This is a genomic window from Pseudomonas sp. GW456-12-10-14-LB2, assembly GCF_002884345.1.
Classification (GTDB): domain Bacteria; phylum Pseudomonadota; class Gammaproteobacteria; order Pseudomonadales; family Pseudomonadaceae; genus Aquipseudomonas; species Aquipseudomonas paraglycinae.
Genome location: NZ_POHV01000018.1, coordinates 12,705 through 31,604, shown reverse-complemented (window position 1 = coordinate 31,604; position 18,900 = coordinate 12,705). Strand labels below are relative to the sequence as shown.

15 protein-coding genes are annotated in these 18,900 nt (G+C 62.1%); 10 read left to right on the top strand and 5 right to left on the bottom strand.

What is annotated here, in order from left to right:
• Window positions 1-10 precede the first annotated feature (10 nt).
• The gene (locus tag C1X29_RS14455; RefSeq protein WP_102687412.1) at window positions 11-625 is read left to right on the top strand and encodes a GNAT family N-acetyltransferase; all 615 of its coding nucleotides are present in this window, start codon (window positions 11-13) and stop codon (window positions 623-625) included.
• Here C1X29_RS14455 and C1X29_RS14450 read toward each other — a convergent pair.
• Both C1X29_RS14450 and C1X29_RS14445 read right to left on the bottom strand, forming a co-directional pair.
• Window positions 591-1,484, bottom strand: coding sequence for a LysR family transcriptional regulator (locus tag C1X29_RS14450; RefSeq protein ID WP_102717734.1), 894 nt, complete (start codon window positions 1,482-1,484; stop codon window positions 591-593). The two genes, C1X29_RS14455 and C1X29_RS14450, sit on opposite strands and share 35 nt — an antisense overlap.
• A gap of 85 nt (window positions 1,485-1,569) precedes the next feature.
• Window positions 1,570-1,806: a hypothetical protein gene (locus tag C1X29_RS14445; protein WP_007956926.1), complete on the bottom strand. Its 237-nt coding sequence runs from the start codon at window positions 1,804-1,806 to the stop codon at window positions 1,570-1,572.
• Between the two features lie 185 nt (window positions 1,807-1,991).
• Here C1X29_RS14445 and C1X29_RS14440 point away from each other — a divergent pair, with 185 nt between their 5' ends.
• Window positions 1,992-2,549 (top strand): NADPH-dependent FMN reductase, encoded by a 558-nt coding sequence (locus C1X29_RS14440; protein ID WP_007956924.1) that lies wholly within the window; start codon window positions 1,992-1,994, stop codon window positions 2,547-2,549.
• Window positions 2,550-2,718: 169 nt separating this feature from the next.
• On the top strand, window positions 2,719-4,002 hold the full coding sequence (locus C1X29_RS14430) for an arsenic transporter (RefSeq protein WP_102687414.1): 1,284 nt from the start codon (window positions 2,719-2,721) through the stop codon (window positions 4,000-4,002).
• Here the strand turns inward: C1X29_RS14430 and C1X29_RS14425 are convergent.
• The gene (locus tag C1X29_RS14425; protein WP_102687415.1) at window positions 3,999-4,949 is read right to left on the bottom strand and encodes a DUF1853 family protein; all 951 of its coding nucleotides are present in this window, start codon (window positions 4,947-4,949) and stop codon (window positions 3,999-4,001) included. The genes C1X29_RS14430 and C1X29_RS14425 overlap by 4 nt on opposite strands.
• 115 nt (window positions 4,950-5,064) lie before the next feature.
• Here C1X29_RS14425 and C1X29_RS14420 point away from each other — a divergent pair, with 115 nt between their 5' ends.
• Genes C1X29_RS14420 through pepN form a run of 6 tightly spaced genes read left to right on the top strand, consistent with a single transcriptional unit; the run spans window position 5,065 to window position 11,578 of the window.
• Window positions 5,065-5,955, top strand: coding sequence for an NAD(+) kinase (locus tag C1X29_RS14420; RefSeq protein WP_007956919.1), 891 nt, complete (start codon window positions 5,065-5,067; stop codon window positions 5,953-5,955).
• Window positions 5,952-6,926, top strand: a complete 975-nt coding sequence (locus tag C1X29_RS14415) for a metallophosphoesterase (protein ID WP_173892803.1) — start codon at window positions 5,952-5,954, stop codon at window positions 6,924-6,926. Before C1X29_RS14420 ends, C1X29_RS14415 begins: the two co-directional genes overlap by 4 nt.
• Window positions 6,923-7,792 carry a rhomboid family intramembrane serine protease gene (locus tag C1X29_RS14410; protein WP_102717733.1) on the top strand — a complete coding sequence of 290 codons (870 nt, stop codon included), beginning with the start codon at window positions 6,923-6,925 and terminating at the stop codon, window positions 7,790-7,792. Before C1X29_RS14415 ends, C1X29_RS14410 begins: the two co-directional genes overlap by 4 nt.
• A 30-nt stretch (window positions 7,793-7,822) precedes the next feature.
• Entirely contained in the window at window positions 7,823-8,083 is a 261-nt protein-coding gene (locus C1X29_RS14405) for a YeaC family protein (protein WP_011333626.1), read from the top strand.
• A complete protein-coding gene (locus tag C1X29_RS14400; RefSeq protein WP_102717732.1) occupies window positions 8,080-8,910 on the top strand; it encodes a DUF2797 domain-containing protein in 831 nt (276 codons plus the stop codon). The genes C1X29_RS14405 and C1X29_RS14400 overlap by 4 nt, the downstream gene beginning before the upstream one ends.
• A 10-nt stretch (window positions 8,911-8,920) precedes the next feature.
• Complete coding sequence (gene pepN, locus C1X29_RS14395) at window positions 8,921-11,578, top strand: aminopeptidase N (RefSeq protein ID WP_102717731.1); 2,658 nt, start codon at window positions 8,921-8,923, stop codon at window positions 11,576-11,578.
• A 322-nt stretch (window positions 11,579-11,900) separates the two neighbouring features.
• On the opposite strand, the gene katG is transcribed toward pepN, so the two are convergent.
• Window positions 11,901-14,168, bottom strand: a complete 2,268-nt coding sequence (gene katG / locus C1X29_RS14390) for a catalase/peroxidase HPI (protein WP_102687419.1) — start codon at window positions 14,166-14,168, stop codon at window positions 11,901-11,903.
• Between the two features lie 326 nt (window positions 14,169-14,494).
• On the opposite strand from katG, the gene C1X29_RS14385 reads away from it, so the two are divergent.
• On the top strand, window positions 14,495-16,531 hold the full coding sequence (locus tag C1X29_RS14385) for a TonB-dependent receptor (protein ID WP_102687420.1): 2,037 nt from the start codon (window positions 14,495-14,497) through the stop codon (window positions 16,529-16,531).
• Window positions 16,532-16,580: 49 nt separating this feature from the next.
• Here C1X29_RS14385 and C1X29_RS14380 read toward each other — a convergent pair whose 3' ends face one another.
• Window positions 16,581-18,791 carry an LTA synthase family protein gene (locus tag C1X29_RS14380; protein ID WP_102717730.1) on the bottom strand — a complete coding sequence of 737 codons (2,211 nt, stop codon included), beginning with the start codon at window positions 18,789-18,791 and terminating at the stop codon, window positions 16,581-16,583.
• Window positions 18,792-18,900: the final 109 nt, after the last annotated feature.

Sequence of the window (18,900 nt, the reverse complement as noted above, 5' to 3'; positions counted from 1 at the left end):
TTTTCCGAGTATGCAACCGGTCATGAATCCGAAATACCCGGGGCTGTCGGTGCGGGTCGCCGACGAGGGTTTCGCCGAATATATCTGGGGCAGCGATTTCAGTTTCGAGGTGGCCGCCTACGGCGCGGCAGAAATCGGCAAGCCTGTGGCGCAATGGGCCGTGACCGCCATCGTGCCGTATCGCAAGTGCTACGGCATCGATCCGGAGGAGTTCAGCAGTTTTCGCGACGCCGCCGACAGCGCGATCTTCATGGCGTATCTGGAGGACGAGCCGGTCGGTCATCTGGTGATCAGCACCAACTGGAACGGCTTCGCCCATATCGATGAACTGGCGGTGCACGCCCCGGCGCGGCGCCATGGTGTGGCCAAGGCCTTGCTCGACGTGGCGCAGTTCTGGAGCCGCAAGAAAAAGCTGCCGGGAATCATGCTGGAAACCCAGAACAACAACCTCGGCGCCTGTCGCCTGTATGAGCGTTGCGGGTATGTGATCGGCGGCATCGACCACCTGCGTTATCGCGGAATCGATCCGAACACCGCCGAAGTAGCGCTGTTCTGGTATCGATTGTTCGATAACCCGCTGGAGCATCCGATCAGTTCGCCAGCATCGCCTCGGCTTGTTCCGTAACGATCCCAAGCAGCGTCTGTATCGCCGCTGACGGCGTGGCGTGTTTGAAGGTCAGGGCATACAGGCTGATCGGCACCGCCGGCGACAACGGGCAGACATCGAGACCGCCCGCCCGCGCACCAAGGGCGGTGAACGGGTCGACGATCGCCAGGCCTTCGCCGGCCTCGACCATGCTGCGCATCATCTGGTGGGTTTGCACCCTGGTCTGGATGGTCGGCGCCGGGCGCAGGGCCTGGAGCTTGTTTTCCAGGGCCGGACTCAACGGGTCCTGACCTTCGAGGCCGACCATCGCCTGACCGGCCAGATCCTGCAGGGAAATGTACTTCTGCTTCGGCTGCAGCCAGCCGTGGGGCGCAAGCAATTGCAACTTGCCCTGGGCCATTGGCTGGCAATGGATATCGGGGTGTTGTGGATCGTGCAGGCTCAGGCCCAGATCGCTGTCGCGCAGCAGCAGGTGGCGGACGATGTCGCGGGTCGGTTCACTGAGCAGGGTGCAGGGCACGTCGGGCAGGCGCCGGCGCAGGGCGGCGAGGCTTTGCGGCAGCAGTTGCTGGGCCAGCGGCGGGGTGCCGATGATCCGCAGGGGTGGGGCGAGGTATTGCTTGAGACTGCTGGCCAGCCGTTGCACCGGTTCCAGCGCTTCATAGATGTGGCCGATCTCGACTTGCAGCGCCCGGGCCTCCGGGGTTGGCTGAAGTCGTCCGCGTACGCTGGCGAACAGCATGAACCCGAGCTGACTCTCGGCTTCGCGCAAACGCTCCTCGACCTCGGGCGCCGCTAGTTGCAGCCATTCGGCGGCGGTGCCCACGTGACCGGTCTGCAAAAGCGCCTGAATCACCTCGATATGACGTAAACGCATGCGTGAAGTCCATGTCCGGCCGTTGGGGTCAGTGGCTGAATCCTACCCCAACTCGGCGCGGATGACTTCTGCTCATAACGATCGGTTAGGAAGCGACCGATGGCTCGGGTTCGCGGATCAGGGTGATGCCCGACTGAACCAGCAGAAACTCGTTGTCGTCGATCTTGTTGACGCGGTCGCCAATCGCCAGTTTGTAGGTGGTAACGGGCTCCGTGCCGGTGAAACCGTCTGCCGACGGGTTGGATTCCTGGAACTCATGCACGGAATAAACGCGGCCTTCCGCATCTCTTGCATGGAACTGACCGACGAGTACTGCTGCCATCTGCTTAGAACCTCTGGAGATAAAACGCTTGATTTGCGGCTTGGTAGACCTTCATCGAGCTTGGTAAGTTTTCCTACAGGAAAAAAATATTCCAGACGCGGGAAATAACCTTCGGCGTCTGGTGGAATCGTCACCGGATCATCTATAACTAGTGGCTCCTCCCACGGACAGTCGAGAGTCTTCCAATGAGCAATGTCTATAACGTCGCAGTAGTGGTCGGCAGCCTGCGCAAGGCGTCCATCAACCGCAAGGTCGCCCTGGCGCTGGCGGAACTGGCACCGGCCAATCTCAAGCTGAACATTGTCGAAATTGGCGATCTGCCACTCTACAACGAAGACATCGACGGCGATTCACCGCCGGCAGCCTACAGCACTTTCCGGCAAAAAGTGGGTTCATCCGACGCTCTGCTGTTTGTCACCCCGGAGTACAACCGCTCGGTGCCGGCGCCTTTGAAGAACGCGATCGATGTCGGTTCGCGGCCATATGGCAAGAGTGTCTGGAGCGGCAAACCGGGGGCGGTGATCAGCGTTTCGCCGGGTGCCATCGGCGGTTTCGGTGCCAACCAGCATCTGCGTCAGTCCTTCGTTTTCCTCAACGTGCCTTGCATGCAGCAGCCGGAAGCCTACCTGGGCGGCGCGGGCACGGCGTTCGACGAGGCGGGCAAACTGAACGAGTCGGTGAAGCCGTTTCTGCAAAGTTTCATCAATGCCTTTGGTGAGTGGGTGGCGCAGCACAAGAAGTGATCCACTGATTTTTCTGACAAGATATCGACCCTGTGGGAGCGAGCCTGCTCGCGATGGCGGTGTATCAGCTGGCACATCAGTTGAATGACACATCGCAATCGCGAGCAGGCTCGCTCCCACAGGTTTTTGTTGTGGCTTGTTTTCTTAACCTGACTGAAGGCTGTCGCGAATGCTCGCTGCGTCACTGATTTTCCTGCTGACCATTACCCTGGTGATCTGGCAACCCAAAGGCCTCGGGGTCGGCTGGAGTGCAACGTTCGGCGCCATCATTGCGCTGATTTTTGGTGTGGTGCACCTGAGCGATATCCCGCTGGTGTGGCAAATCATCTGGAACGCCACCGGCACGTTCGTGGCGCTGATCATCATCAGTCTGCTGCTCGACGAAGCCGGCTTTTTCGCTTGGGCGGCGTTGCACGTGGCGCGTTGGGGGCGGGGCAGCGGGCGCAAGCTGTTTGCTTTTATGGTGCTGCTCGGCGCGCTGGTGTCGGCGCTGTTCGCCAATGACGGCGCGGCGCTGATCCTCACGCCGATCGTGATTTCCATGCTGCTGGCCCTGCGCTTTTCCCCGGCGGCGACTCTGGCGTTCGTCATGGGCGCGGGGTTCATTGCCGACACCGCGAGCCTGCCGCTGGTGGTGTCGAACCTGGTGAACATCGTCTCGGCCGACTTTTTCCACATCGGTTTCAACCGCTATGCGGCGGTGATGGTGCCGGTCAACTTCGTCAGCGTCGCGGCCACGCTGGGCATGCTGCTGTGGTTCTTCCGCCGTGATATTCCCAAGAGCTACGACCCGGAACAGCTTGAACACCCGGAAACCGCCATCCACGACAAGGCCACGTTCTACGCCGGTTGGGCGGTGTTGCTGATTCTGTTGATTGGCTGTTTCGCGCTGGAACCGCTGGGCATTCCGATCAGTGCGATCTCGGCGGTGTGCGCGGCCTTGTTGCTGGCGATTGCCGCGCGCGGGCACAAGATCTCCACGCGCAAGGTCATGAAAGAGGCGCCGTGGCAGATCGTGATTTTCTCGCTCGGCATGTACCTGGTGGTCTACGGACTGCGCAATGCCGGGCTCACCGATTATCTGGCCGGGTGGCTCGATGTGTTCGCCGTTCACGGCGTATGGGGTGCGGCGATGGGCACCGGGGTGCTGACGGCCTTGTTGTCATCGATCATGAACAACCTGCCGACGGTGCTGGTCGGCTTGCTGTCGATCGATGCCAGTCAGGCCAGCGGTGTGGTGAAGGAGGCGATGATCTACGCCAACGTGATCGGCAGTGACCTGGGGCCGAAAATCACCCCGATCGGCAGTCTCGCGACCTTGCTCTGGCTGCATGTGCTGGAGCGCAAGAACATCCGGATCGGCTGGGGTTATTACTTCAAGGTCGGGATCGTACTGACGGTGCCGGTGTTGCTGGTGACGCTGGCCGCACTGGCGGTGCGGTTGTCGGTTTAATTCTGCCCCGGCACGTTCGGCCACAGGTCCGACACCAGAAACAGCCGCTCGGCTTCTTCCCATTCGCCCCGGGCGTTTTCGGTCAGGCGCACCATCAGTTGCGCCGGGGCCAGTGGTTCGAGTTCATCGAGCCAGGCCTGCAAATGGCCGTTGCTCCAGGTCTGGTCCGCCGGGTAGTGCGCCGGCGCCAGCCAGGCGTGGCGGGGCAGGGGTTGCCAGCGTCCGGCCGGGCGCTGCGCGACAAACGCCGGCCAGTCTTTCTGATGCAGCCAGCTGCCACGCAAATGCTGCGGGTGGGCACCGCTGGGCGGCACGGACTGACCGGGCCACGGATACAGCAAGTATCCGCCCAGCCACAGTTGCGCGCTGAACGACCTGACATCCAGCGCCGCCAGCACTTCGCGGCTTTCCGGGCGCGCGGAGATCGGCAACTGATGTTCGCTCAAATGCGCCAGTTTGCGATCCAGCCGATCATGACAACCCGGCCCCAGCCACGATGCCGGATCATGACCGTCGCCGTTCTGCGGGCCGAGGTAGAGCTTGATCGCCAGTTCCAGGTGATGCACGCCGTCGCGGTCGCGCAGCAGCATGTCCAGCTCGCCGAGGGTGTGACCTTCACGGCGGATCGGCAGGTTGGCGGCGATCAGTTCGATGCCTGGCGCGTGTTTCACCGCAAATTGCCACAACCGCTCGTAATACAGGCCCAGGCGCCGGGTGCGGGCCTGGGACAGCCAGTGCAGCAGGCCGTAACTGTCGCGGTCGAGCTGGCGCAACCAGTGTTCCAGGCGCTCGGGGTCGCCGACCCAGTCGCTGCCCGCCAGCGGATGGCGCTGCGGCCATGGGGTGGCGGCGAGCATCGGCGGGGCGAGGATCACCCACGCCAGATCGCGCACCTCGGGGTGGCGTAACTGGTGGGGCAGCTGAAGCAAATCGGGAAATAGGATCATCTTGCGAGCATAGCCTCAAACACCGGTGCATCCTCGGGGCTGAAAGGATTTTGTCTATCCGGCGCTTTCGCCCATAATCGTGCTTTTCGCCGTCTCAGTCCCCCGCAGGAGTCCCATGGAGCAATTTCGTAATATCGGCATCATCGGTCGCCTGGGCAGCTCCCAGGTGCTGGATACCGTCCGCCGACTGAAACGCTTCCTGCTCGATCGTCACCTGCACGTGATTCTCGAAGACACCATCGCCGAAGTCCTGCCGGGCCATGGCCTGCAAACTTCGTCACGCAAGATGCTCGGCGAAGTCTGCGACATGGTGATCGTGGTCGGCGGTGACGGCAGCCTGCTCGGCGCCGCGCGGGCCCTGGCCAAGCACAATATTCCGGTGCTCGGGATCAACCGTGGCAGCCTCGGCTTTCTCACCGACATCCGCCCCGACGAACTGGAAATCAAGGTCGCCGAAGTGCTCGACGGCCATTATCTGGTGGAAAACCGCTTCCTGCTGCAGGCCGAAGTCCGTCGTCACGCCGAGGCCATCGGCCAGGGCGATGCGCTGAACGACGTGGTGCTGCACCCGGGCAAATCGACGCGGATGATCGAGTTCGAGCTGTACATCGACGGCCAGTTCGTCTGCAGCCAGAAGGCCGACGGCCTGATCGTGTCGACCCCGACCGGTTCTACCGCATACGCGCTGTCCGCCGGCGGCCCGATCATGCATCCCAAGCTTGACGCTATTGTGATTGTGCCGATGTACCCCCATACCTTGTCGGGCAGACCGATCGTGGTCGATGGCAACAGTGAGCTGAAAATCGTCGTGTCCAAAGATATGCAGATCTACCCGCAGGTCTCCTGCGACGGGCAGAACCACTTCACCTGCGCGCCGGGCGACACCATCACCGTCAGCAAGAAAGCGCAGAAGCTGCGGCTGATCCATCCGCTCGACCACAACTACTACGAAGTCTGCCGGACCAAGCTCGGCTGGGGCAGCAAGTTGGGTGGTGGAGGCGACTGATGCTCGATCCCGCGCGCAGTTATGACCTGATTGGTGACGTGCACGGATGCGCCCTGACCCTGGAACACTTGCTGGACCGTCTCGGTTACCACAAGCAGGGCGGGGTCTGGCGGCATCCGTCGCGCATGGCCGTGTTTGTCGGCGACATCATCGACCGCGGCCCGCGGATTCGCGAGGCGCTGCACATCGTCCACGACATGGTCGAGGCCGGTCAGGCGTTGTGCATCATGGGCAACCACGAGTTCAACGCCCTCGGCTGGAGCACCCCGGCGCCTCCGGGCAGCGGCAAGCAGTTCGTGCGTGAACACACCCCGCGCCATGCCCGATTGCTGCACGAAACCCTGACCCAGTTCGAAGACCATCCGGGCGACTGGCACGACTTCCAGCAGTGGTTCTACCAACTGCCGCTGTTCGTCGACGCCGGACGTTTCCGCGTGGTGCATGCCTGCTGGGATGCCGGCCTGATAGAGCCGCTGCGCGCGCTGTTCCCCGATGGCTGCATCGATGAACACTTCCTCCAGGCGTCGGCGGTGCCAGGCAGTTTCGCCTGCACCGTATTCGATCGCCTGCTGCGCGGCACCGACATGCGCCTGCCGGATGGCCTGACCATGACCAGCGGCGATGGCCTGGTGCGTTCGTTCTTCCGCACCAAGTTCTGGGAAGACGATCCGCAGACCTACGGCGACATTGTGTTCCAGCCCGATGCACTGCCGGAACCGGTGGCGCAAAAACCGCTGACCTCCAGCGAAAAGAATTCCCTGCTGCGCTACGGTATCGATGAGCCATTGCTGTTCGTCGGCCACTACTGGCGCAGCGGCAAACCGGCGCCGATCCGGCCGAACCTCGCGTGCCTGGATTACAGCGCGGTGCTCTACGGCAAACTGGTCGCCTATCGTCTGGATCAGGAAACCCGCCTCGATCCGCATAAATTTGTCTGGGTCGACGTCGAGCGGCCGGAGGTGCTGCGATGAGTGCCATAGCCGTCTTGCGTGTGCCGTTGGCGGCGGACCTGAGTGGGTTCGTCAAACTGCTGCAACGCATGCAAGTGCCCCATCGCGTCAGTGAAGAGGCGGGCGAGCAGGTGTTGTGGGTGCCCTCGGAAATCAGCGACGACGTACGTTCGCTGTACGAGCGTTTCCCGGCGGGGGACCCCGATCAGCAGTTGGAAATCCCGGTGGCGCCGACGTTCAAGCGCCCGAGCTTTGCCGAGCAACTGAAACATGCCAAAGCCACCGGATTCATTCTGCTGCTGAGCCTGATCGTCGGCGGGTTGACCTTCCTTGGCGATAACCTCGACACCATGCGTTGGCTGACCTTCCTCGATTTCCGCGTGGTCGGCGACTACATCCACTTCACACCACTGGCCGACAGCCTGGCAGCGGGGCAGTGGTGGCGCCTGTTTACGCCGATGCTGATCCACTTCGGCGTCCTGCACCTGGCCATGAACGGCATGTGGTACTGGGAGCTGGGGCGGCGCATCGAGTCGCGCCAGGGCAGCGTCAACCTGATCGGCCTGACGTTGCTGTTCGGCCTGGTTTCCAACTATGCGCAATTCGCGTGGAGCGGCCCGAGCCTGTTCGGCGGCCTGTCCGGCGTACTTTACGGATTGCTCGGTCACTGCTGGATCTTCCAGTTGCTGGCGCCGAACCCGGCCTATCGCCTGCCGCGCGGCGTGCTGGTGATGATGCTGGTGTGGCTGGTGATCTGCATGTCCGGGCTGATCTCGATGATCGGTTTCGGCGAAATCGCCAACGCTGCCCACGTCAGCGGGTTACTCATCGGATGCTTAACCGGTTTGTTGGGCGGTTTGTACAACCGCCGTAAACTGGCCGCCTGAATTTTTTGAATAAAGAGCACGGAGACCCTGATGTCCTCTTTTAACGATTTGATCAAGAACATCACCCCGGACATCTACCAGAGCCTGAAACTGGCGGTAGAAATCGGCAAATGGTCGGACGGTGGCAAGCTCACCGCCGAGCAGCGTGAACTGTCGTTGCAGGCGATGATCGCCTGGGAAATGCAGAACCTGCCCGAGGAAGAGCGCACCGGTTACATGGGCCCGCAGGAATGCGCGTCGAAGTCGATCGAAGTGCCGAACATCCTGTTCAAGTCGGACGCCCTCCATTGATCGAGATCGGCCGCGGTGCAATCAGCAAAATGTCGGCGCGCCTGGACGGGCCGAACGTGCAGTACGCGTTTCGTCTGGATGACGTCGAGGTGCCGGTCAACCCGTTGATCGGCAGCACGGTGCGTCTGGAATACCTGGGGGCGATTCATTGCACCCATTGCGGGCGCAAGACCAAGACCAGTTTCAGTCAGGGCTACTGCTACCCGTGCATGACCAAACTGGCCCAGTGCGATATCTGCATCATGAGCCCGGAGCGCTGCCACTTCGAGGCCGGCACCTGCCGTGAGCCGGAGTGGGGCGAGAAGTTCTGCATGACCGGCCACGTCGTCTACCTGGCCAATTCGTCGGGGATCAAGGTCGGCATCACTCGCGCCACCCAGTTGCCGACCCGCTGGCTCGACCAGGGCGCCAGTCAGGCGTTGCCGATCATGCGCGTGTCCACGCGGCAGCAGTCGGGTTTCGTCGAAGACCTGTTCCGCAGTCAGGTGGCAGACAAGACCAACTGGCGCGCCTTGCTCAAGGGCGACGCGGCGGCGGTGGATCTGGCGCAGGTGCGCGATCAACTGTTCGAAAGCTGCGCCCCGGGTCTGCAAGGTTTGCAGGAGCGATTCGGTCTCCAGGCCATTCAGACCATCGCCGATGTCGAGCCGCTGGAAATCCGTTACCCGGTCGAGCAGTACCCGGCCAAGATCGTCAGCTTCAACCTGGACAAGAACCCGATTGCCGAAGGCACGCTGCTGGGGATCAAGGGCCAGTACCTGATCTTCGACACCGGCGTGATCAATATTCGTAAATACACGGCCTATCAGCTCGCCGTGCATCAATAAGGACTTCAGCATGCGCACCGAACAACCGAAGATGATTTACCTGAAGGACTATCAGGCGCCCGAGTACCTGATCGACGAAACACACCTGACCTTCGAGTTGTTCGAGGACCACAGTCTGGTCCACGCGCAACTGGTGATGCGCCGCAACCCGGCCCGTGGCCCGGGCCTGCCGCCGCTGGTGCTCGATGGCCAGCAGCTGGAACTGCTGTCGGTGACCCTGGCAGACCAGGAACTGAGCGCTGACGACTACCAACTCACTGAAAACCACCTGACCCTGCAACCGGCCAGCGAAACCTTCACGGTCGACACCAGCGTCAGGATCCACCCGGAAACCAACACCGCACTGGAAGGCCTGTACAAGTCCGGCACGATGTTCTGCACCCAGTGCGAGGCCGAAGGCTTCCGCAAGATCACCTATTACCTCGACCGCCCGGACGTGATGAGCAAGTTCACCACCACCGTGGTCGCCGAGCAGCACAGCTATCCGGTGCTGCTGTCCAACGGCAACCCGATCGCCAGCGGCCCCGGCGAAGACGGCCGGCACTGGGCGACCTGGGAAGACCCGTTCATGAAACCGGCATACCTTTTCGCGCTGGTGGCCGGTGACCTGTGGTGCGTTGAAGACTCCTTCACCACCATGACCAACCGCAACGTGGCGCTGCGCATCTATGTCGAGCCGGAAAACATCGACAAGTGCCAGCACGCCATGAACAGCCTGAAGAAGTCGATGCGCTGGGACGAAGAGGTCTACGGTCGCGAGTACGATCTGGACATCTTCATGATCGTCGCCGTGAACGACTTCAACATGGGCGCCATGGAGAACAAGGGCCTCAACATTTTCAACTCCAGCGCCGTGCTGGCCCGCGCCGAAACCGCCACCGACGCCGCGCACCAGCGGGTCGAGGCGATCGTCGCTCACGAATACTTCCACAACTGGTCGGGCAACCGCGTGACCTGCCGCGACTGGTTCCAGCTGTCGCTCAAAGAAGGCTTCACCGTCTTCCGTGACGCTGGTTTCTCGTCCGACATGAACTCGGCCACGGTCAAGCGCATTCAGGACGTGGCGTACCTGCGTACTCACCAGTTCGCCGAAGATGCCGGCCCGATGGCCCACGCCGTGCGCCCGGACAGCTTCATCGAGATTTCCAACTTCTACACCCTGACCGTGTACGAAAAGGGCTCGGAAGTTGTCGGCATGATCCACACCCTGCTGGGCGCCGAAGGCTTCCGCAAGGGCAGCGACCTGTACTTTGAACGCCACGACGGCCAGGCCGTGACCTGCGATGACTTCATCAAGGCCATGGAAGATGCCAACGGCGTCGACCTGACTCAGTTCAAGCGCTGGTACAGCCAGGCCGGTACACCGCGTCTGGCGGTGAGCGAGTCTTACGACGCCGCCGCGAAAACCTACAGCCTGACCTTCCGCCAGAGCTGCCCGGAAACCCCGGACAAGGTTGAAAAGCTGCCGTTCGTGATTCCGGTCGAACTGGGCCTGCTCGACCGCCAGGGCAACGAGATTGCCCTGCGTCTGGCCGGCGAAGCCTCGGCCCAGGGCACTAGCCGAGTGATCTCGGTGACCGAAGCCGAACAGACGTTCACCTTCGTCGACATCGCCGAACAACCGCTGCCGTCCTTGCTGCGTGGCTTCTCGGCGCCGGTGAAACTGAGCTTCCCGTACAACCGCGATCAGCTGATGTTCCTGATGCAGCATGACACCGACGGTTTCAACCGCTGGGATGCCGGTCAGCAACTGTCGGTGCAGGTGCTGCAAGAGTTGATCGGCCAGCAGCAGAAGGGCGAAAGCCTGGTGCTCGACCCACGTCTGGTTTCCGCGCTGCGCACCGTGCTGTCGGACGAGTCGCTGGATCAGGCGATGGTCGCGGAAATGCTCTCGCTGCCAAGCGAAGCCTACCTGACCGAAATCAGCGAAGTCGCCGACGTGGACGCGATCCACACCGCCCGCGAATTCGCCCGTCAGCAACTGGCGGACAATCTGTTCGAGGCGCTGTGGCTGCGTTATCAGGCCAACCGCGACCTGTCGAAGCAAACCCCGTACGTGGCCGAGGCCGAGCACTTCGCCCGTCGCGCGTTGCAGAACATCGCGCTGTCTTACCTGATGCTCAGCGGCAAGCCGGAAGTGCTGGCGGCAACGCTGGAACAGTTCGACAGCTGCGACAACATGACCGAGCGCCTGACCGCGCTGGCGGTGCTGGTCAACTCGCCGTTCGACGAGCAGAAAGCGACCGCACTGGCCAGTTTCGCCGAGCACTTCAAGGACAATCCGCTGGTCATGGATCAGTGGTTCAGCGTGCAGGCCGGCAGCACCTTGCCGGGCGGTCTGGAGCGGGTGAAAGCGCTGATGCAGCACCCGGCGTTCAACATCAAGAACCCGAACAAGGTGCGTGCGCTGGTCGGTGCGTTCGCCGGGCAGAACCTGATCAACTTCCACGCGGCGGACGGTTCGGGTTATCGCTTCCTGGCGGATCTGGTGATCGAACTGAACGGCTTCAACCCGCAGATCGCGTCGCGTCAATTGGCGCCGCTGACGCGCTGGCGCAAGTATGACGGTGCTCGTCAGGCGCTGATGAAGGCGGAGCTGGAGCGGATTCTGGCTTCGGGGCAGCTGTCTAGTGATGTTTATGAGGTGGTTAGCAAGAGCTTGGCTTGAGGCTGGTCGTTTGGGGTTGGTCTTGAGATGGTGTTTCAACTTTAGATCCAGCCCTCACCCTAACCCTCTCCCGGAGGGAGAGGGGACTGATTGCGGGATGCTTCAGATTTACGCCGACCTGATCCTGCTTTACCGAATCTATAATCGACTCGATTCTTCAGGTCGATGTATCGCGCAATACACCTCGGTCGGCTCCCTCTCCCTCGGGGAGAGGGCTGGGGTGAGGGGGTTGGGTTTCAGCTCCACCGCATTACTTCCGCAGAACCGGCTATAAAAAACGCCGCTCGATGAGCGGCGTTTTTTGTGGGTGGATGAAAAAGGTTTATTGGCGCAAATCAAATCGATCCAGATCCATCACCTTCGCCCAAGCGGCAACGAAGTCGTTGACGAACTTTTCCTTCGCATCGGAGCTGGCATACACCTCTGCCAGCGCCCGCAGCACCGAGTTGGAACCGAACACCAGATCGACCCGGGTCGCCGTCCACTTCACGCTGCCGGTTTTACGGTCGCGGCCTTCGAACTCGGTTTTCGACGTCGGTTTCCATTCCACGCCCATGTCCAGCAGGTTGCGGAAGAAATCGTTGGTCAGTGATCCGGGCTTGTCGGTAAAGACCCCGTGTTTCGTCTTGCCGACGTTGGTGTCCAGCACGCGCAGGCCGCCGATCAACACGGTCATTTCCGGCGCCGAAAGGGTCAGCAGTTGCGCCTTGTCGATCAGCAACGCTTCGGCCGGCACGCGGTAGGTGTTGGCGGCGTAGTTGCGGAAGCCGTCGGTGTGCGGTTCAAGGAAACCGAACGACTCGACGTCGGTTTGCTCCTGAGTCGCATCGGTGCGCCCCGGATTGAACGGCACGGTCACCGTGTGCCCGGCGTTTTTCGCCGCTTGTTCGACACCGGCATTACCCGCCAGCACGATCAGGTCCGCCAGCGAGACTTGCTTGCCTGCCGCCCCGGCGTTGAACTCGTTCTGAATGCCTTCGAGGACTTTCAGCACCTTGTCCAGTTGCTCCGGCTGGTTGGCCTGCCAGAACTTTTGCGGTGCCAGACGCAGACGTCCGCCATTGGCACCGCCGCGTTTGTCCGAGCCCCGGAAGGTCGATGCGGCCGCCCAGGCAGTGGAAACCAGTTCCGAAACGGACAGCCCCGAGGCCAGTACTTTGCCTTTCAGAGCCCTGATATCGCTGTCGTCCACCAGTGGATGCTTGGCCTCGGGAATCGGGTCTTGCCACAGCAGTTCTTCCTGGGGCAATTCCGGGCCGAGATAACGCGACAGCGGGCCCATGTCACGGTGAATCAGCTTGTACCAGGCGCGGGCGAAGGCGTCGGCCAGTTGATCGGGATTGGCCAGGAAGCGCCGCGAAATCTTCTCGTAGGCCGGGTCGAAACGCAGGGCCAGGTCGGAGGTAAGCATGGTCGGGTCGATGCGTTTGTTCGGGTCGTGGGCGTGGGGAATGGTGCCGGCCCCGGCGCCGTTTTTCGGTTTCCACTGATGGGCACCGGCCGGGCTCTTGGTCAGTTCCCATTCGAAGCCGAACAGGTTTTCCAGATAGTTGTTGCTCCACTTTGTCGGGGTGGTGGTCCAGGTCACTTCCAGGCCGCTGGTGATGGTGTCGGCGCCTTTGCCGGTGCCGAAGCTGTTTTTCCAGCCCAGGCCTTGTTCTTCGAGGCCGGCGGCTTCCGGTTCCGGGCCGACGTTATCGGCGGGGCCGGCGCCGTGGGTCTTGCCGAAGGCGTGGCCGCCGGCGATCAGGGCGACGGTTTCCTCGTCGTTCATGGCCATGCGGCCGAAGGTTTCGCGGATATCCTTGGCCGAGGCCACCGGGTCGGGATTGCCTTCCGGGCCTTCCGGGTTCACGTAGATCAGGCCCATCTGCACGGCGGCGAGCGGGTTCTCGAGGTTGCGTTCGCCCTGATTGGTGCGGCTTTCCTCATTGCCGTGTTCGGCAGGTTCCGCGACCAGTGTTCCTTCGCCCGGCGGCTGCATGGATTCCGGGTCCTTGCCGTAGCGATTGTCGCCGCCCAGCCATTTGTTTTCCGAACCCCAGTACACGTCTTCATCCGGTTCCCAGACGTCCGCGCGGCCACCGGAGAAACCGAAGGTCTTGAAGCCCATCGATTCCAGCGCGACGTTGCCGGTGAGAACGATCAGGTCGGCCCAGGAAATGTTGCGGCCGTATTTCTGCTTGATCGGCCACAGCAGGCGGCGGGCCTTGTCGAGGCTGACGTTGTCCGGCCAGCTGTTGAGTGGGGCGAAGCGTTGCTGGCCGGAGCCGGCGCCGCCACGGCCGTCAGCAGTGCGATAGGTGCCGGCGCTGTGCCAGGCCATGCGGATGAAGAGCGGGCCGTAGTGGCCGAAGTCCGCTGGCCACCACTCCTGGGAGTCGGTCATCAGCGCCGTCAGATCGCGTTTGAGGGCCTGGAAATCCAGGCTTTTGAAAGCCTTGGCGTAGTCGAAGTCCTTGCCCATCGGATCGGATGCGGGCGAGTGCTGACTCAGGATTTTCAGGTTCAGTTGATTCGGCCACCAATCGCGGTTCGTCGTGCCACCGCCGGCGGCGTGATTGAACGGGCATTTCGATTCATTTGCCATGTTCGGGATCCTTATCAGGTCTTCTGCGGCCGGCTCGTGCCGACTTCGGACTAGTAAGGCTAGACCCGACTTGGCAAGTCAGCTAATAGGCCGACTATTGGTGCCTGATAGGCGCAGTCTCTTATGCGAAGTGCGGGGAACCTGCAGGGGCAGGGCGCTGAAATGCCCGTGCTTGAGCGCTGGTTTGCATTTGTCTGGGCGAAACGGGATGGTCATTGGAAATGTTATTGTATAACATAAAAATGATTTCATCTGATTGCCGCCGGTAATACACCCTCTGTAGCGCCGGCATCGATCCTCTCTTTTCTGCCTGACGGATTTCTGAAATGCCTTCCCGTTTCCACACCTTCCAACCCCGCCTGACGCTCATGGCCTCGGCGCTGCTGATCGCTTCACCCGCATTCGCCGCCGACCCGCTGGAACTGCAACCGCAAGTCATCACCGGCAATCCGCTGGGCAGTCAGACGCTGGCCTCGCCCTCGAACGTGTTGAGCGGCGACAGCCTGACGCTGCAGCAAAAGGGCAGCCTCGGCGAAACCCTGAACAAGCAGCCGGGCGTGTCGTCGTCCTACTTCGGCCCGGGTGCGAGTCGCCCGATCATTCGCGGGCAGGACGGTGATCGCATTCGCATCCTGCGCAACGGCGTCGGCGCGCTGGACGCCTCGTCGCTGTCCTACGATCACGCGGTGCCGCTGGATCCGGTCAACGTCGAGCGCATCGAAATCGTCCGTGGCCCGGCAGCCTTGCTGTACGGCGGCAGCGCCATCGGCGGGGTGGTCAACACCTTCGACAACCGCATCCCGACCGAAGCCATCGACGGCATTCACGGTGCTGGCGAGTTGCGCTACGGCGGCGCCGACACCACCCGCAGCAGCGCCGGCAAACTCGAAGCCGGTAACGGCCAGTTCGCCTTGCACGTGGACGCCAGCGCCCGCGAATTCAATGACCTTAAAATCCCCGGCTACGCCAAGACCGGTCGTGAGCGGGCGAACGACGATGGCGATTCGAAGAAGCATCGGCTGGCCAACAGCGATGGTCGTCAGGACGGCGGTGCTGTGGGCGGGTCGTACACCTGGGATGACGGTTACGCGGGGCTGTCGTACAGCAATTACGATTCGAACTACGGCTCGCCGGCCGAAGACGACGTGCGCATCCGCATGGAGCAGGAGCACTACGCGTTTGCCTCGGAAATTCGCAACCTCGACGGCCCGTTCAGCTCGGTGAAGTTCGACGCCGGCTACACCGATTACCAGCACCGCGAAATCGAGGGCGGCGAGGTCGGCACCACGTTCAAGAACAAGGGCTACGAGGCGCGGGTCGAGGCCCGGCATCAGCCGCTGGGGCCGTTCAACGGGGTGATTGGTGCGCAGGTCAGTCGCAACGAATTCTCGGCGCTGGGCGAAGAAGCCTTCGTGCCGCACACCGATACCGATGCCGGTGCACTGTTCATTCTCGAAGAGCTGCAAGCCACGGATCGCCTGCTGTTCACCCTCGGCGGACGCCTTGAACACACCACGGTCGACCCGGACGCCAAAGGCAACGAGCGTTTCGCCAATGCCGATCGCTCCAGCAGCTTCACCGCCGGCAGCCTGTCATCCGGCGCGGTGTACACGCTGACGCCGGTCTGGTCGGTCGCCGCCACGCTGGGCTACACCGAACGCGCGCCGACGTTCTATGAGCTTTACGCCAACGGCGCCCACGTCGCCACCGGCACTTATGAAGTCGGGGACGCGGGGCTGTCGAAAGAGAAAGCCGTCTCCAGCGACCTGGCCCTGCGTTTCGACAACGGCACCCACAAGGGCAGCGTTGGCGTGTTCTATAGCCATTTCTCCAACTACATCGGCTTGCTCGGGACCGGGCGCACGCTCAACGACGAAGGCGAGGAAGACGCCGACGGCATCCCCGAATACACCTACTCCGGCGTGCGGGCGCGCTTCAGCGGTATCGAAGCGCAGGATCGCTGGACCCTTGGCGAAAACGCCTACGGCAAGTTTGCGCTGGAACTGTCGGGTGATTACACCCGCGCCAAAAACCTCGACAATGGCCAGGACCTGCCGCGCATCGCGCCGCTGAGGTTGAACACCGGTCTGTTGTGGGAGCTGGATCGCTGGCAGGCGCGGATCGATGTGGAACACGCCAGTTCCCAGCACCGGGTGCCGGACAACGAAAGCAGCACCGACGGCTACACCACGCTGGGGGCGAATGTGGGTTATCACTTTGATGTTGGCCAGAGCAAATGGCTGGCCTTCGTCAATGCCGAGAACCTGACCAACCAGACCGTGCGTTATGCCAGTTCGATCCTGCGGGATATTGCGCCGGCAGAAGGGCGCAGCATTCAGGTCGGTCTGCGCACCACGTTCTGATCGTTCACACCGGACGGGCGCCAGCGTCGTTGCGAAGCTGGCGTTCACCTCAACTCGATTGAGCTGTGTCTTCTTCCGGGATCTCGTCCAGCAGATCCTGTTGCCCCGGCAGCTCGGTGATCACGCTGAAATCACTGACCTCCACGGCGCCCAGGCCATACCCCAACAAGTGGAACGAAAACGCCTTGCGCGGTTGCGGGTTGTCGAAACTGAAGTCCATCTCCAGCGGCTGATCCGCTGTGGCGACCATCTCGGTCGGCAGGCCCAGTTGCACGTCCTGCTCGAACTCCTTGGCCTTGAGCTGAATATACGCCGCCTGCTGCGGATCGACCGAACGCACGGTCAGGCGCACGCGGGTGTGGGAGCCTTTGGGCATCTCCAGGTATTGCGCGCCGATCAGGTTGTCGGCCCAGTCGTCCTTGATCTGTGCTTGCAGCGGAATGACGTTGGCGCTGCCGAACTGGTAGCGCTGGTTCAGCGGGGTGCGCAGCAGCGACAGGTCCAGGGCCGAGGCGCGGGCGGCGATGTCCCGGGCGTTCTGGCCGCTGGCATTGCCCTTGAACGTGGCGCTTTCGGCGATGAACCCTTCGCTGGCGTAATTGCGGCAACGGCGCGGCATGTCGCATTCAGTCAGCAGGCCGCGACCGTCGTGATAGCGCAGCTTGCCGTTGGTGAACGACATGATTTCGCGGCCCGAATCGTAATCGCGAAACAACGAGCGCCCGCTGAGGGCGGAAGGCACCGGAAAATCGAAGTAATCCAGAATCGACGCGCTCAGATCGACGTGACCGTAGACCCCGGCGTTCAGGCGCGGCAGTTGCGCCTGCTCCGGCGCGAGGGTCAGGTTGAAGCCCCAGGACGACGCGAGGCGTACGCCGTCGATGCCGTGGGACTCGTCCGAAGTGATCACCACCAGCGTGTCTTTCAGCACGCCCTGGCGTTCGAGGCCGCTGAGAAACTGCTCCAGCGCATCGTCCAGATAACCGACGGCGGCCTGCTTGGGCGTGTCGTAGCGTTGCAGGTAATCCTCCGGCGCGGAGTAGGGCTGGTGAGTGCCGACGGTCAGCAGCGTGAGCATCCACGGCTGTTTCTGCTTCTTCAGTTCGCCGACGTATTTCAGTGCGCCTTCGAAAAACGCCTTGTCATCCTTGCCCCACGGGAATTCCAGGTAGTTGGCGTTGGTGAACCATTCCAGGCCATGGGTCGCATCGAACCCGATGTGCGGCATGATCTTGTCTTTGGCCATGAACCGCAGCCCTGCGCCTTGCAGGTAGTGAGTGGCAAAACCGTGCTGACGCAACTGGGCCGGCAGGCACGCCTGATTGCGCTCGTGCTGGGTCAGCATTTCCACGCCTTTGGGCGTGCCGTTGTCGAGCTTGTCGTAATCGCCGCAGAGCATGGCGTACAGACCGCGAATGGTCTGATGGGTGTGCAGCACGTAATCCGGAGTGTTCATGCCGCGCTCGGCCCAGCGGCTGAGGTTGGGCATCAGGTCTTCCTGATAATGGCTGCCGATAGCTTGGCGATTGGCGCCGATGTAGGCGCCCGGAATGCCTTCGAGGGCGACGATCAGCACGTTGCGCGCCTGGCCCTTGGCTGCCAGCAACGAGTGACCGTTCAGATCGACATCGGTGAGCCCGGCCATCGGTGGGGGCTCGACCTGGGTGTCGCCGTCCAGCCATTCTTCGGCCTGCATCTGCACGTCGGCGACCTGCGCGGCGAGCAGTTGGTGCGGCAGGTTGTACAGACGCCACGGGTCGGCATCGCTCGGGTTTAAGTGCTGCGCGCCCCAGTACGCGGAGAACAGCAGTACCGGCGTCGCCCAGGCTGCGCGGGGCAGAGCGGGGAACTTTGTCGCGCGTCGAGTCCAGTGACTCAGCAACCAAAAGGCCAGAGCCACCAGCAGCGCAACCGCCACACCGGGATGGGCGAATCCGCCGCCAGTGGAGTTTTCCACGAACTGCGGGTCGATCAGGTAATGCAGGTCTGCCACGGTCGGCAAGCGCCCGACCGCGCTGACCAGTTCCGCGGTCGCCACCGCCAGCAATCCCCAGAACAGCAGCACCGGTAGCGCCAGCCACCAGGGACGACGATGCAACAGCACCACCAGCAGACTGCCGATGGCCAGATCCGACAGATAACCGAACAGGCTCGACCAGCCGAGCGCCGCGCGAAGGCACACCGGCACGATCAGTACCAGGAAAACCAGAGAAAGAAGGCGGGCATCCAGGCGCCGCAGCCGTTGAAAAAGAGCGCTCACAAAAAAGACCTTCCAGCCATTAAACCGTCATAAAAGTGTGGGCGATGATACCAAGCGTCGGCAGTCTGATCGCCTTTTTAAACGGCTGGGTGATCCGGTCCCGAAGATC